Origin of the sequence: Thiofaba sp. EF100 (genome assembly GCF_039822285.1) — a bacterium.
Classification (GTDB): domain Bacteria; phylum Pseudomonadota; class Gammaproteobacteria; order Halothiobacillales; family Halothiobacillaceae; genus Thiofaba.
In genome coordinates, this window is record NZ_JBAJEY010000003.1 from 89,107 (window position 1) to 103,196 (window position 14,090).

The following is a 14,090-nucleotide window of genomic DNA, read 5'->3' on the forward strand; positions in this document are numbered from 1 at the left end:
TGCAATAGGCGTGCTGATTTATGCTTCCGGCATATTAACTTATGTGAACCCACCATGTCCGCCGCCCTCGATGCGCACCGCACCCTCGTTGCCGCCCTCCTCCAGCAACTCCAGACCCAGGATCCGGCCGCGCGCCTGGTCGAGACGCATATCTCCTCGGTCATCCTGGCGGGAGACCGCGCCTGGAAGCTGAAGAAGCCCGTCGACTTCGGTTTTTTGAACTTCACTGACTTGGCCCAGCGCATCCACTTTTGCCATGAGGAACTGCGCCTGAATCGCACCCTGGGCGGCGGACTCTATCTTGACGTGGCGCTGATTCGCGGCACACCCGAGGCCCCGAGGCTCGACGGCGAAGGCGAGGTGCTCGAGGCGGCGGTGGTCATGCGCCGCTTCCCGGACGGCGCCCAGCTCGATCAGGTCCTGACCCGCGAGGGCCTGCCGCTTGCGCGCATGGACGAGCTGGCCGACCGCATCGCCGCCTTCCATGCCGCCGCGCCCCGCGTCGGCATGGACAGCCCCCTGGGCGAGCCTGCGACCGTGTATGCGCCGATGGCGCAGAACTTCGAGCAGATCAAGCCACTGCTCGATCCGGACGATGCCCCACGCCATGAACAGCTCGAGCGTCTGCGCCTGTGGACCGAGGCCGCCTACGCGCGCCTTGCGTCCACCCTTGCCACCCGCAAGCGGGAAGGCTTCGTGCGCGAACTGCACGGCGACATGCACCTCGGCAACATGGCCCTGGTGGACGATGCCATCGTCATCTTCGACGCCATCGAGTTCAACGACAGCTTCCGCTGGATCGACGTGATGAGCGAGCTGGCCTTCCTGCTCATGGACCTGGAGGACCGCGGCCTGCCCGCCCATGCCCATCGCCTGCTCAACCGCTATCTGGAACACACCGGCGACTATGCGGGGCTGGCCCTGTTGCGTTTCTACCAGACTTACCGCGCCATGGTCCGCGCCAAAGTCGCCCTGCTCGGCGTCGCCTTCGGCGGCACGCCGGAGCAGATCATGGAGGCCCGAACCCGCTATGCACGCTACGTCGACCTGGCCGAGCGCTACACCCAGCCCGGCCAACCACAGCTTCTCATCACCCACGGCTATTCCGGGAGCGGCAAAAGTCACGCCGCCCTGATCCTGGCTGAGAGCAGGGGCCTGATCCGCATCCGCTCCGACATCGAACGCCAGCGCCTCTTCCCGGAGCGCGGCGAGGAGGGGCTCTTCGCCGGGCGCTACAGCCCGCAGGCGACCGAACAGACCTACACCCGCCTGCTGGCTCTGGCCGAAGAGGTCATCCAGGCCGGCTTTGGCGTCATCCTCGACGCCACCTACCTTGCGGCCGCTCCACGCCAGGCCGCCCGCGCACTGGCCGAAAGGCTAGGCGCGCCCTTCCACATCCTCGCCATGCACTGCCCCGAGGACACCCTGCGCCAACGCCTGCTCGCCCGCACCCGTGCCGGCGGCGACCCGTCCGAGGCCACGCTGGAGGTCCTCACCGCCCAGCAACAACGTGCCGAGCCCCTGGACGACGGGGAAAAGCGCCTCGCCCTACCGATGCGTTGCGATGCGCCGGCGGAGGGGCAAATTGCGGAAATGCTGCCTGTCCTTGGGATGGGCTAACGCCACGGCAGAGGTGGCATGCCTTCGCATGCCCCCCTGAGGGCAAACCTGGCGATTGGGGGCCATGCTATATTCGTTTGGCATCGCAAGATCAGGAGCCTGAACATGCTTGCCATCCGACTTCCTCCCGAGGTGGAGGCGCGCCTCGAGGCCCTGGCCAAGGCCACGGGACGCACGAAGACTTTCCATGCCCGTGAGGCCATCCTTGAGTACTTGGATGACCTTGAAGATTTGCATCTTGCCGAGCAACGCCTGAGCGACATTCGTGCAGGCCATAGCCGCACCTACACGCTGGAAGAAGTGGAACGCGATCTTGGTTTGGCGGATTGAGGTCGACGACAAGGCCAAGAAGGACTTGGCCGCGCTGGACAAGACGGTTGCCAAGCGCATCACTACTTTTTTGCGTGAACGAGTTGCCAAGCTTGATGACCCGCGCAGCATCGGTGAGGCCCTCAAGGGCTCCAAGCTGGGAGCCTTCTGGAAGTACCGCGTGGGTGACTGGCGCATCATCGCCAACATCGAAGATGACGTTTTACGTATCCTCATCGTGCGCATCGGCAACCGCAGGAATGTATACCAGCGTTGATGGCACGGCCTACCCACGATCTCAGCTAGCCTTCCCCTCCTATCTCCACGAATCCACACCCTGCTTCAGATTCAAGGCCGCCAGGGCATCCTCAATCTGCTCCTGCGACGGTTCGATACCATGCCGCTCGCGCAAGGCCTCTCCGATCTGTGCCACACTCGCCTCCAGCAGCCCGCCATCCTCGATCAGCTCCCCGAGGTCCTCGATCGCGGCCCAGGGATAGGTCACCCAACGCCACTCGGTAATCTCCCGCGCGTAGTAGTCGGGCACGAACTTGGAGACGATCTTGTGCTGCAGGGCACAGGTACGCACCTCGGCGGGCTGGCCTTTTTCGCGCAGATGATTCAGCGCGGCGATGAAACTATCGCCGGTGTCGCTGACGTCATCCACCACTAGGATGCGTCGACCGTCGATGGGGATGCTCAAGGGGTGCTTGACCCGCGCCTCTGGCGCCTTGTGGCGGGCACGGTAATGCTCGATGCGGACGCAGGCCAGGTCCATGACGTCGAGGTAGTCGCACAACACCCGGGCGGGCACCACGCCCCCGCGTGCGATGGCGACGATCATGTCGGGTTGGAAGTTGGAGGCGCGGATGCGCAGGGCAAGTTCGCGGGCAAGCCGGTGGAAGGACGCCCAGCTGACCAGTTCAACGTTCATGGGATGCATTCTCCGCAACGACGGGAGGTGAGCGATGATGCCGATCCACGAGCTGCTGAATCGGATCCATTGGGATCCGGCCTTCGGTGCGGCCCGTTTCCGGCTGGGCTACATCGACCGGCTGGCGGGCGGCCTGGTCCACGGCGATCTGCGCGAGCCCTTTTTGCGCGAAGGCGAGCATTTTTCCGTGATCCTGTGGGACGAAAAAGGGGAACCCCACGAGGTTCCCCTGCATCGCATTCGGGAGGTCTGGCGGGATGGGGAACTGATCTGGCAGCGCCCATCACCTCCCACACCCAGGCCTGACACCACTCACTCGATGTGATGCTTGCCGATCACGTGCACGGTGGTCGCCTTCGGCCCCTTGTCGCCCTCCTCCTCGGCGAAGCGCACCTCAGCGCCCTTCTCCAAGTCCTCGAACTCTTCGTTCAGCAGGCTGTTGGGGTGGAAATAGACTTCGCGCCCGTCGGGGGTGAGGATGGTGCCGTGATCGGGAGTGATCTCGATCACGCGGCCATGAGCGGGCATCTCATGGGTCTTCACCTCACCCCTCATCTTTCCCACGTAGGCCTCCAGCTGCCGCTGGGCGGCCGCGAAGGCATCGCGGATGGAGACATAGATATCCTCATGCGCGTGCTTGTCGTGGTTGTCGCGGCTGACCACGATCTCGTGACCCGGGATGGTGATGTCGATGGTCACCTCGTAGAGCTTGCCCTTGTGATGGTGCTTGTGCGGAGCCTCGACGATCACGCGGCAACTGGTGATGCGATCGAAGTAACGCTCGAGCTTCTGCGCCTTTTCGCGGATGGCGGCTTCAATGGCTTCTGAAGGCGGGATGTCGCGAAAGGTAATTTGCAGGGGAAGCTGCATGGTCGTCTCCTCGTCATGCCCGATGTCCGGGCGAAGCCTTTGATGAATCCTTGGTTGAATTAATAGCACCGGGCACGGCGGAAGCCAAGTTCAGTTGCCGCCTTGCGCCTTGTCATCCGTAAGCCATACTCGAGAAGAACCATGCTGGAGCCACGATGGACACGCGCGGACACTGGGAACATTTCGAGCATGTCGCCGACATCGGCGTGCGTGGACTGGGGCCGACGGCGGCCGAGGCTTTTGCCCAGGCGGCGCTCGCGCTGACCGCGCTCATCGTCGACCCCCGGGCGGTCGAGTCCAGGGAGAGGGTTACGGTCGATCTTGAGGGGGCCGACCTCGACTACCTGTTCTACGACTGGATCAACGCCCTGGTCTACACCATGGCCACCCGCCACATGCTCTTTGGCCGCTTCGAGGTCGAGATCCAGGATGGTCGGCTGCATGCCACGGCCTGGGGCGAGCCGTTGGACCGTGCGCGACACCAGCCGGTGGTGGAGGTGAAGGGGGCCACCCTGACCGAACTCGCGGTACGCGAGGAGAACGGGCAATGGCTCGCTCAATGCGTGGTGGATGTCTGACCATTCGCTTGTGAGGGGCACCATGGACATCGGCAAATTCGAGAAGGTGGACCACTACACCTGGCGCATCCCGCGGACGGGGTCCATGCGCGTACCCGGCGTCATCTACGCCAGCGAGGCCCTGATCCGTGCCATGGACGACAAGGTGTACGAGCAGCTCTCCAACGTCGCCACCCTGCCCGGCATCGTCGAGGCGGCCTATGCCATGCCGGACGCCCACTGGGGTTATGGCTTCCCGATCGGCGGAGTGGCGGCCTTCGACCCCGAGCAGGGCGGCATCATCTCCGCCGGCGGGGTCGGCTTCGACATCTCCTGCGGGGTGCGCACCCTGCACACCGGCCTCCATCCGCAAGACATCCGCGCACGCCAGAAGGACCTGGCCGACGCCCTGTTCTACCGCATCCCGGCTGGCGTGGGCAGTACCGGCGCCATCCACCTGAACGATGCCGGGATGGACGCCATGCTGCGCGGCGGCGCGCGCTGGGCGCTGGAGCGGGGCTACGGTGTGCCGGAGGACCTCGCCCACATCGAGGAGATGGGCCAGATGTCCGGTGCCGACCCCGAACAAGTCTCGGCGCAGGCAAAGAAGCGCCAGCGCGACGAGATGGGCACCCTCGGCTCAGGCAACCACTACCTTGAGGTGCAGCACGTCACGGAGATCTACGACGAGACCCTCGCCGCCGCCTTCGGCATCCGCGTGGACGACATCAAGGTCAGCATCCACTGTGGATCGCGCGGGCTGGGCCACCAGATCGGCAGCGAATTCCTCAAGAGCATGGCCCTGGCCGCGCAGGGCTACGGCATCGTGCTGCCGGACCGCGAACTCGCCTGCGCACCCATCAAGTCGGATGTCGGCCAGCGCTACCTCGGCGCCATGCGCGCGGCGATCAACTGCGCGCTGGCCAACCGCCAGATCCTTACCCACCTCGCCCGTGAGGTATTCGCCCAATTTTTCCCCGGCGCCCGGCTCGACCTGCTCTACGACGTCTCGCACAACACCTGCAAGCTGGAGGAGCACATGGTCAACGGCCAGAAGCGCATGCTGTACGTCCACCGCAAGGGTGCCACGCGCGCCTTCGGCCCGGGCCACCCGGCCCTGCCCGACCCCCTGCGCCCGCATGGCCAGCCGGTGCTGATCGGTGGCACCATGGGCACCTCCTCCTACATCCTCGCCGGCACCGAGGAGGGCATGCGCAAGGCTTGGGGGTCGGCCTGCCACGGTGCGGGGCGCAGCATGAGCCGCCATCAGGCCACCCACGCGTTCCGCGGCCGCCAGGTCGAGGACGAACTCGCCGCGCGCGGCATCCTGGTGCGCAGCCCCTCCCTGCGCGGCGTGGCCGAGGAGGCCCCGGGCGCCTACAAGGACGTCACGGACGTGGTCTGGGCCGCCCATCACGCCGGCCTTGCGCGCCTGGTCTGCAAGGTCGAGCCGATGATCGTGATCAAGGGCTAAGGGCATGAACGACCTCGCCCGTACCCTATGGGAAGTGAAATACCGCCAGGCCGGCGAGCGCTCGATCGAAGACAGCTGGAACCGGGTGGCGACCGCCCTCGCAAGCTGCGAGGCGCACGACCGTGACGGCTGGGCGGCGCGTTTCCGCGCCATCCTGGCGGACTACCGCTTCCTGCCCGGCGGCCGCATCCTGGCCGGGGCCGGCACGGCGCGCAAGGTCACGCTGTTCAACTGCTTCGTCATGGGCGTGATCGAGGATTCCATGGACAGCATCTTCCAGGCCCTCAAGGAAGGCGCGCTGACCATGCAGCAGGGCGGCGGCGTAGGCTACGATTTCTCCACCCTGCGCCCGATGGGCAGCCAGACGCGCAGCGCGGCCGGCATCGCCACGGGCCCGCTCTCCTTCATGCACGTCTGGGATTCCATGTGCGCCACCGTGCTCTCTCAAGGCGCCCGGCGCGGGGCGATGATCGCCACCCTGCGTTGTGACCACCCGGACATCGAGGCCTTCATCGACGCCAAGCGCGCCGCGGGCATCTTGCGCCACTTCAACCTCTCCGTGCAGGTGAGCGACGACTTCCTGCGCGCGGTGGAGGCGGACGCGGACTGGGCGCTGGTATTCCCGGCGGCCCCCCTCGCCGATGGCCCCGGCGAGACGATCCTGCGCCGCTGGACGGGCACGCAAGGCCCCGTGCCCTGCCGCGTACTCAAGCGGGTTTCCGCCCGCGCCCTGTGGCAGCGTCTGATGCGCGCCGCCTATGACACCGCCGAACCTGGCGTACTGTTCATCGACCGGATCAACGCCCTCAACAACCTCGGCTGGCGCGAGCAGATCAGTGCCACCAACCCCTGCGGCGAGGTGCCGCTCCCCCCCTATGGCGCCTGCGACCTCGGTTCGCTCAACCTCACCCGATTCGTGCGCCAGCCCTTCACCGCACGGGCCCATCTCGACCTGGACGAGCTGGCGCAGGTGACGCAGGTGGCGGTGCGCATGCTCGACAACGTCATCGACCTCTCCCGTTATCCCCTCGAAGCGCAGCGCGAACAGGCCCAAGGCAGCCGCCGCATCGGCCTTGGCATCACCGGCCTCGGTTCGGCCCTGGTCATGCTCGGCCTACGCTATGACAGCGAGGCCGGCCGCCAGCACGCAGCCGTCGCCATGCAGACGATACGCGATGCTGCCTACCGCGCCTCCATCGAGCTTGCCCGGGAAAAGGGGCCCTTCCCCTTCTTCGAACGCGCGGCCTATCTCTCCCGTCCCTTCATCCTCGGCCTGCCGGAGGACGTGTGGGATGGGATCGCCGCCCACGGCCTGCGCAACAGTCACCTGCTGGCCATTGCCCCGGCCGGCAGCATCAGCCTCTTGGCTGGGAATATCTCCAGCGGGCTGGAGCCGATCTTTGCCGAGCAAGCCGAGCGCGAGGTGCGCGTGGGACCCGACGAGACCCGCCGCTTCGCGGTCACGGACGATGCGCTGATCCGCTGGCGCGAATTCGGCCATGAGGGCCTGCCGCCAACCTTCGTCACGGCCGAGGCGGTCGACCCGCGGGATCACCTGCGCATGCAGGCCGCGCTGCAGCCCTTCGTCGACCACTCGATCTCCAAGACCATCAACGTCAGGGAAGACTTCCCCTTCGAGGCCTTCGCCCGCCTGTACGAAGAAGCCCATGCGCTGGGCCTCAAGGGCTGCACCGTCTTTCGCCCCAATCCGCTGCGCGGCGCCGTCCTGACCCCGGTGCACACGGAAGACGACCTGCCCCACCGCTGCGACGTGTGCGTTGCGGCGTGAAGCCCCTGTTCCAGACGCATCTGGTCAACGGCCATTTCGGCGATCCGGTGGTGTACGTCGACTTCCTGTTCGACCGCCGCGCCCTACTGTTTGACCTCGGCACGATCCGCAACCTGCCGCCGCGCAAGATCATGCGGCTGACGGACATCTTCGTCAGCCACACCCACATGGACCACTTCAACGACTTCGACTGGCTGGTGCGCCTCTGCCTCGGCCGGCCGGTCACCCTGCGCCTGTACGGGCCGGAAGGCTTCATCGACCGGGTGGAACACCGCCTGCGCGGCTACACCTGGAACCTCGCAGCGGGCTACGTGGAGAGTCTTACCCTCGTCGTGACCGAGCTGCACGAAGGCGAGCGGGGACGCGCAGCCCGCTTCGAATGCCGCCACAACTTCACCCGCGAGGCCGAAGGGACCGTCGAGCTGCCCGGCAACGTGCTGCTGCAGGCCCCCGGGTTCCGCGTGCGCGCCACCCTCCTCGACCATGGCATCCCCTGTCTTGCCTTCGCCCTCGAAGAGCAGCGCCACATCAGCGTGCGCAAGAACCGCCTCGCCGAGCTTGGGCTCTCCACCGGCCCGTGGCTCAAGGGACTCAAGCAAGCGGTACTTCAGGACGCCCCGGATGACACCCCGATCCTGCTCGATGACGGCCGCACCCTCCCCCTTGGCCGCCTGCGCGACGCCATCATCGACGTCACCCCCGGCTCCAAGACCGCCTACGTGGTGGACTGCGCCTACACACCGGAAAACCGCACGCGCATCATCGAGCTGGCCCGTGACGCAGACGAGCTGTACATCGAGGCGGCCTTCACCGCCGCCGATGCCAGCCACGCGGCGAACAAGCAGCACCTGACCGGGATGCAGGCCGGACAGCTTGGCCGCGCAGCCGGGGTGAAGCGCCTGCACCCCATTCACTGCTCCCCGCGCTACCAGGATCAGGGGGGAGACCCGGTGGGCGAGGCCCTGCGGGCATTCGCGGGGGAAGTAGGGATGGGGCGTTTGAGATTCGAGAAATGAAGGTTTTCTGGACACTCCAGAGCGGAACGAAGGGAGGGCTCCCCCTTGGGGCCGCCCTGGCCTGGCCTGCGGAAGCCGGGTGAATGGGCCAAGGATGGCCCATTCAGCCCTGTCGTGACAGGATGTCACGTCAGGGCGGCCCGGCTGGAGCAGGTCAGGCCAGGGTTTGCCCGAAGGGCCGGCCCCGCGGGGGCGTGTTCTTTGGGTTACTTTTCTTGCACGAGCAAGAAAAGTAACTCGCCCGCTTGCACGGGTGCATGTTCGAAGAAACAAGCTTCAAAGCGGGCGAAAAACCACTTCAACGGTTGTTCAAAGCCGCTTGGGGATAGGCTTGTAGGGCTGTTTCGCCCGCCTCCAAGGTTGGGACTTCGTCGAGTCGCTCGTTGTGGCGGGCGAGCCCCTTTTCTTGTTCGCGTTCGATGCGGGGCGAAAAGAACGCGCCCCCGCAAGGCCGCCCTTCGGGTTCCCGTGCTGCCAGGCCGTTCAAGGGGGCCGCTTTGACGGGGCATCCTGCCCCGGCAAAGCTGAACCGGCCCTCCTTGGCCGGTTCACCCCCTTGCCCAACCTGGCATCACGGCGGCCTTGAGGGGGAATTTTTCCCTCACCCCCGCCGCCCCCTCTCCCGCTTGCGGGAACTCTCGACGGCCGCACCCCGAAGGGGCTTCCGGCATGGAGGCCGGAAAGGACGGAGAGGGGAAACCAAGGGCCGGGGGTGAGGGCCCCCCCCCTCGTACTCACGCCACTCTGCGCAGCACGGCCACGCGACGCCCAAGGAGCCGCGCATTGATCGCCACAATCACCGTGCTCAGCGACATCAGCACCGCCCCCACCGCCGGGCTCAGCAGCAGCCCCCAAGCCGCAGCTACGCCTGCTGCGAGGGGCATGGCCACCACGTTGTAGCCCGTGGCCCACAACAGGTTCTGAGCCATTTTGGCGTAGGTGGCGCGGGCCAGCCCCAGGATGGCCACCACATCGCGAGGATCGTTGCGCACCAGCACGATGTCGGCCGACTCGATGGCCACGTCGGCGCCCGCCCCCACGGCGATGCCAAGATCAGCCTGGGCCAGCGCCGGCGCATCGTTGACCCCGTCGCCCACCATCGCCACCCTCAGCCCGCGCGCCTGCACCTCGCGGATCTTGGCCGCTTTCTGCCCGGGCAGCACCTCGGCGAAGAACTCGTCCAACCCCAGTTCGTCGGCCACCTCCTCCGCCACCGTCCGGGAATCACCGGTCAGCATCATGCAGCGGATGCCCATGCGCTTGAGCGCGGCCACCGCCTCACGCGATTCGGGGTGCACCACGTCGGCGAGGGCGATGGCGGCAAGGAGGCGTCCGTCGATCAACAGGAACACCACCGTCCGGCCCTGACCAGCGAGTTCCGCAAGACGCGGATGACGGACCTCGATGCCAGCCTCGCGCACGTAACCTGCGCCGACCACGGCCACCTTGTGACCTTCCACCACGGCCTCGGCCCCCTGCCCGGTGAGGTTCCGGAAACCGGTCGCCTGCGGCCATTCCATGCCACGGTCCTTGGCGGCGCGAGTGATGCCGCGGGCGATGGGATGCTCCGAGGGGCTCTCCAGCGCCGCCGCCAGACGCAGGCAGGACGCCTCGTCCAGATCGCCCAGGGGAACCACCTCGCTGACCCCGAAGCGGCCCTCGGTCAGGGTGCCGGTCTTGTCGAACACCACGGCCCCGAGGTTGCGCGCCCGCTCGAAGGCGGCCCGATCACGGATCAAGAGCCCCTGACTGGCGGCGAGGCTGGTGCTCATCGCCACCACCAGAGGCACCGCAAGGCCCAAGGCATGCGGGCAGGTGATGACCATGACCGTCACCGCACGCTCGATGGCGAAGGCCAGATCGCGTCCGAGGACGACCCAGACCAGCAGGGTCAGAGTGCCGCCCGCCAGCGCGATGATGGTGAGCCACAGGGCCGCCCGGTTCGCCAGATCCTGGCTGCGCGAGCGTGACGCCTGGGCGCGGCGCACCATGTCCATCACTTGGGCAAGGTAGGTCTCACCCCCCGTCTTGCGGATCTCCAGGGTGAGCGCCCCCTCACCGTTGACCGAGCCGCCGATGACCGCCTCGCCCTCGCCCCGCTCCACCGGCCGCGACTCGCCGGTGAGCATGGACTCGTCCAGACTGCTGCGCCCGCTCACGATCACACCGTCCGTGGGCACCCGCTCCCCCGGGCGGACCAGCACGCGGTCGCCTGGCCTCAATGCACCCCGCGGCACCTCCTCCATCTGACCATCGTCCCGCAGCCGATGGGCCTCGACAGGCAGCAGCCGTACTAACGCCTCCAAGGCGCTTGAGGCCCCCATCACCGCGCGCATCTCGATCCAGTGACCGAGCAGCATGATGTCGATCAGGGTCGCGAGTTCCCAGTAGAAGTCCATGCCCGGAAGGCCAAACACCACCGCCGTCGAGTAGAGCCAGGCCGTGGTGATCGCGACGCCGATCAGGGTCATCATGCCCGGCAAGCGCCCGGCGATCTCCCCGACCAGCCCCTTCAGAAAGGGCCAGCCGCCGTAGAGATAGACGATGCTGGCGAGAGCGAACAGGGCCAGATGATCGCCCGCGAAGGCCAGTAAGGGAGGGCGTCCAAGCAGGTGCCAGAACGGGCCCGAAAGCGCGAGGATAGGCAGGGTCAGCGCCAGGGAAACCCAAAACCTGCGCTGGAAGTCCTCCACCCCGTGGGCATGATGTCCAGCGTGAGCGGCTGCATGATGGTGATGATGCTGGGGATGGACATGCGCGTGCATGGACGATCCTCCCAGGAGGGAATGCCCAGAGCATAGGCCACGCGGAAGGCCCGCGCCGTCCGCCTCAGCTCAGCAGATGCAGCTTGAAGTGGTGGTGCACCAGGCGCTTGAAGCGCTCCACCGTGCGCAGGGCATCGCGCAAAAGATCCCGCTCGAAGTGGTCGAGCCTCTGCGGGGCGATGTGGCTGTCGGTGGCGGGCCGTCCCGCGCTCACGTCCTCCAGCATGGCGGCAAGCCGCAGGCTCTGCAGGAAGTCATAGGCCCCCGCAAGGTCGCGGGCGAAGGCCGGCTCGAAACGCCCCAGCTCGCGCAGGCGCTCGATCCGCTCGAAGGTGTTGGTCTCATCGATGCCCACCTCCAGGGCATAGACCCGCACGCCATGCATGATCGGGAACAGGCCGCCCTTTTTCAGGTCCAGCTCGCCGCGGTGCTCCCCCTTCTCCAGCACAAAGCCTGAGAAAACACCCAACGGGGTTTCGAAGGCCAAGACCTGGGCCGCCATGCGCGCCAGCACGGTGGGATGTGCGGCCAACTGCGCATGCAACTCGGCGCGCATCGCCTGCACAAGCTCGCCCCGGCCCGCCACGGCGCGCGCGTCGGCCAGCATCGCCAGCCGCAGCAGGGCCTCACCCTCGGGCTTCGCCACGGCTTGGCGAATCATGTCCGTCAGGCCATCGACCGGCCGCCGCCAGAGCGGGTTGCTCGCCATGATCCCGCCCGGGCAACGCGGCAGGCCGAGCCGCTCCAAGGCCTCCACCAGCCGCTCGGCCGCCTCCCCGGCCATGTCTTCATCGACCCCCGCCGCCAGCAGCAGGCCGTTGTCCTGGTCGGTGCGCAACAGTTGCTCGCCCCGCCCCTCGCTGCCCATCAGGAACAGGCAGCTCGTATCCCGTAGCCCCTGCGGGGCAACCAAGCCCCACACCTTGGCGTACAGCTTGGCGTTCAACTCGCTCACCCAGGCACTGATATGCCGCGCCCGCACCCCTCGCCCGTGCAGGCCGCGCACCAGTTCGACCAGATGTTCACCGACCCCCTGAAGATCATCGATGCAGCTTGCGCGCTCGATCTCGCGGTCCAGCAGCGGAGCATGGCTGGCCACAAGGCTCAGGATGTCCTTCTGCCGCACAAGGCCCGCCGAGCCATCCGCCCGCCAGACCACCAGCTGGCTGATGTGGTGGCGCAGCATCCGCTGCAGGGCGGCAAAGAGGTCGTCCGAGGCCGCCAGTGCCACCAGGGGGCGCCGGGCCTCGAGCAGCGCCCCCGGATCGTCGGCCTGCGCCAGCGCGGCGACCACATCGCTCTGGGTCAGCAGACCGAAGCCCGCGACCTCATCCTCCACCAGAAGCGCCTTCGCCCCCGCAGTGTGCAGGGCGCGGGCCGCCTCGCGCAGGGTCACGGGGGCTTGGAGGCGAGGCAGCGGCTGCAACGCCAGCTCCGACAGACGGGTGTGCAGCAGCAGGGTCAGCTCCCCCTGCGCATGGGCCTTGGCCCGGGCCCGGCGCTTGGTCTCAAGATCCTCCCGGTAGAAGTTCAGGAAGGCCGGATACTGCTCGCCCAGGGCATGGAAGACGTGCGCGGGCAACCAGTGGGCGATCAGTTCCTCCTCCACCACAAGCAGGCCGGGCTGCGTGCCCGCAAGCAGCCCGGACGCCCCCACGGCCTCGCCCGGACCGTGGAGGACATCCCCCTCGCCATCCAGATGCTCCCGTACCACGCCCTTGACGATGATCCACAGCCCCGTGGCCTGCTCCCCCACCTCGGCCAGCCGCTCGCCGCGTGGGGCGTAGACAATATCCAGCGCCGCCGCCGCGCGCGCGCGCAAGTCTTGTGGCAAGCGGTCGAAGGGCGGGATCGTGGAAAGCACCGAAGGATCGAGGAGGTTCATGGTTCCAGCCTCTCGAATGAATGCAAACCACAGCATAACCTCAAGCGCATGGCCACGCTTCATTCCCTCCCAATCGGCGAACCTTCCCCCATGGGCGTGCCGTCATGGCACGATGGCCTATGCTTGGAGAAGCCTAGGATTTCGCCCATGAACGCCCCTCCCCCCACCGAACCTGTCTTCATCGCCCGCGGCCTGACCAAGACCTACCGCATGGGGGAGGTGGAGGTGCAGGCCTTGCGCGGGATTGACCTGGAGCTTTTCCGCGGGGAGCTGGTGGTGCTGCTCGGGCCTTCGGGCAGCGGCAAATCGACCCTGCTCAATATCCTCGGTGGGCTGGATACGCCCAGCAGCGGGGAGGTCTTCTACCTTGGCCAGCGGCTCAGCGGCGCTTCGGAAGCCGAGCTGACGCGCTTTCGGCGCGAGCATGTGGGCTTTGTATTCCAGTTCTACAACCTCATCCCCAGCCTCACCGTGCGCGAAAACGTGGCGGCGGTGACGGAGATTGCGCCCTCCCCCATGCCACCCGAGGAGGCGCTGAAACTGGTGGGCCTGGGTGAGCGGCTGGACCACTTCCCGGCCCAGCTCTCCGGCGGGGAGCAGCAGCGGGTGGCCATTGCCCGCGCCATTGCCAAGAACCCTTCCGTGCTGTTGTGCGACGAGCCGACCGGGGCGTTGGACTCGGCCACCGGGGTGGTGGTGCTGGAGGCGCTGGAGAAGGTGAACCGCGAGCTTGGCACACTCACCGTGCTCATCACCCACAACGCGGGGATTGCGGCCATGGCCGACCGGGTGATCCGCCTCTCCGACGGCCGCATCGCGGAGGTCCGTGCCAATCCTCTGCGCAAGCCTGCCCGTGAATTGAGCTGGTAGG

At 66.9% G+C, this 14,090-nt stretch carries 13 protein-coding genes; 9 read left to right on the plus strand and 4 right to left on the minus strand.

What is annotated here, in order from left to right; genetic code table 11:
- Window positions 1-54: 54 nt before the first annotated feature.
- The 3 genes from V6D91_RS07185 to V6D91_RS07195 all read left to right on the plus strand — a co-directional run bounded on the left by V6D91_RS07185 (window position 55) and on the right by V6D91_RS07195 (window position 2,206).
- Window positions 55-1,620, plus strand: a complete 1,566-nt coding sequence (locus V6D91_RS07185) for an AAA family ATPase (protein ID WP_347319080.1) — start codon at window positions 55-57, stop codon at window positions 1,618-1,620.
- A gap of 105 nt (window positions 1,621-1,725) precedes the next feature.
- On the plus strand, window positions 1,726-1,950 hold the full coding sequence (locus tag V6D91_RS07190; protein WP_347319081.1) for a DUF6290 family protein: 225 nt from the start codon (window positions 1,726-1,728) through the stop codon (window positions 1,948-1,950).
- Window positions 1,934-2,206 carry a type II toxin-antitoxin system RelE/ParE family toxin gene (locus V6D91_RS07195; RefSeq protein WP_347319083.1) on the plus strand — a complete coding sequence of 91 codons (273 nt, stop codon included), beginning with the start codon at window positions 1,934-1,936 and terminating at the stop codon, window positions 2,204-2,206. Before V6D91_RS07190 ends, V6D91_RS07195 begins: the two co-directional genes overlap by 17 nt.
- Before the next feature lie 39 nt (window positions 2,207-2,245).
- On the opposite strand, the gene V6D91_RS07200 is transcribed toward V6D91_RS07195, so the two are convergent.
- Window positions 2,246-2,863: a phosphoribosyltransferase gene (locus V6D91_RS07200; protein WP_347319085.1), complete on the minus strand. Its 618-nt coding sequence runs from the start codon at window positions 2,861-2,863 to the stop codon at window positions 2,246-2,248.
- Between the two features lie 34 nt (window positions 2,864-2,897).
- Between V6D91_RS07200 and V6D91_RS07205 the strand changes: the two genes are divergently transcribed.
- The gene (locus tag V6D91_RS07205) at window positions 2,898-3,188 is read left to right on the plus strand and encodes a DUF504 domain-containing protein (protein ID WP_347319088.1); all 291 of its coding nucleotides are present in this window, start codon (window positions 2,898-2,900) and stop codon (window positions 3,186-3,188) included.
- Here the strand turns inward: V6D91_RS07205 and V6D91_RS07210 are convergent.
- On the minus strand, window positions 3,176-3,733 hold the full coding sequence (locus tag V6D91_RS07210) for an HPF/RaiA family ribosome-associated protein (RefSeq protein ID WP_347319090.1): 558 nt from the start codon (window positions 3,731-3,733) through the stop codon (window positions 3,176-3,178). The two genes, V6D91_RS07205 and V6D91_RS07210, sit on opposite strands and share 13 nt — an antisense overlap.
- A 155-nt stretch (window positions 3,734-3,888) precedes the next feature.
- On the opposite strand from V6D91_RS07210, the gene V6D91_RS07215 reads away from it, so the two are divergent.
- Genes V6D91_RS07215 through V6D91_RS07230 form a run of 4 tightly spaced genes read left to right on the plus strand, consistent with a single transcriptional unit; the run spans window position 3,889 to window position 8,569 of the window.
- Window positions 3,889-4,311, plus strand: coding sequence for an archease (locus tag V6D91_RS07215; RefSeq protein ID WP_347319091.1), 423 nt, complete (start codon window positions 3,889-3,891; stop codon window positions 4,309-4,311).
- Window positions 4,312-4,333: 22 nt separating this feature from the next.
- On the plus strand, window positions 4,334-5,764 hold the full coding sequence (locus V6D91_RS07220; protein WP_347319092.1) for an RtcB family protein: 1,431 nt from the start codon (window positions 4,334-4,336) through the stop codon (window positions 5,762-5,764).
- Between the two features lie 4 nt (window positions 5,765-5,768).
- The gene (locus tag V6D91_RS07225) at window positions 5,769-7,553 is read left to right on the plus strand and encodes an adenosylcobalamin-dependent ribonucleoside-diphosphate reductase (protein WP_347319094.1); all 1,785 of its coding nucleotides are present in this window, start codon (window positions 5,769-5,771) and stop codon (window positions 7,551-7,553) included.
- Window positions 7,550-8,569: a ribonuclease Z gene (locus V6D91_RS07230; RefSeq protein WP_347319096.1), complete on the plus strand. Its 1,020-nt coding sequence runs from the start codon at window positions 7,550-7,552 to the stop codon at window positions 8,567-8,569. Before V6D91_RS07225 ends, V6D91_RS07230 begins: the two co-directional genes overlap by 4 nt.
- Window positions 8,570-9,303: 734 nt before the next feature.
- On the opposite strand, the gene V6D91_RS07235 is transcribed toward V6D91_RS07230, so the two are convergent.
- Both V6D91_RS07235 and V6D91_RS07240 read right to left on the minus strand, forming a co-directional pair.
- Complete coding sequence (locus V6D91_RS07235; protein WP_347319098.1) at window positions 9,304-11,334, minus strand: heavy metal translocating P-type ATPase; 2,031 nt, start codon at window positions 11,332-11,334, stop codon at window positions 9,304-9,306.
- Between the two features lie 64 nt (window positions 11,335-11,398).
- The gene (locus V6D91_RS07240; RefSeq protein WP_347319100.1) at window positions 11,399-13,219 is read right to left on the minus strand and encodes a putative nucleotidyltransferase substrate binding domain-containing protein; all 1,821 of its coding nucleotides are present in this window, start codon (window positions 13,217-13,219) and stop codon (window positions 11,399-11,401) included.
- 147 nt (window positions 13,220-13,366) lie between these two features.
- Here V6D91_RS07240 and V6D91_RS07245 point away from each other — a divergent pair, with 147 nt between their 5' ends.
- Window positions 13,367-14,089 carry an ABC transporter ATP-binding protein gene (locus V6D91_RS07245; RefSeq protein WP_347319102.1) on the plus strand — a complete coding sequence of 241 codons (723 nt, stop codon included), beginning with the start codon at window positions 13,367-13,369 and terminating at the stop codon, window positions 14,087-14,089.
- The last annotated feature ends 1 nt before the right edge of the window (window position 14,090 follow it).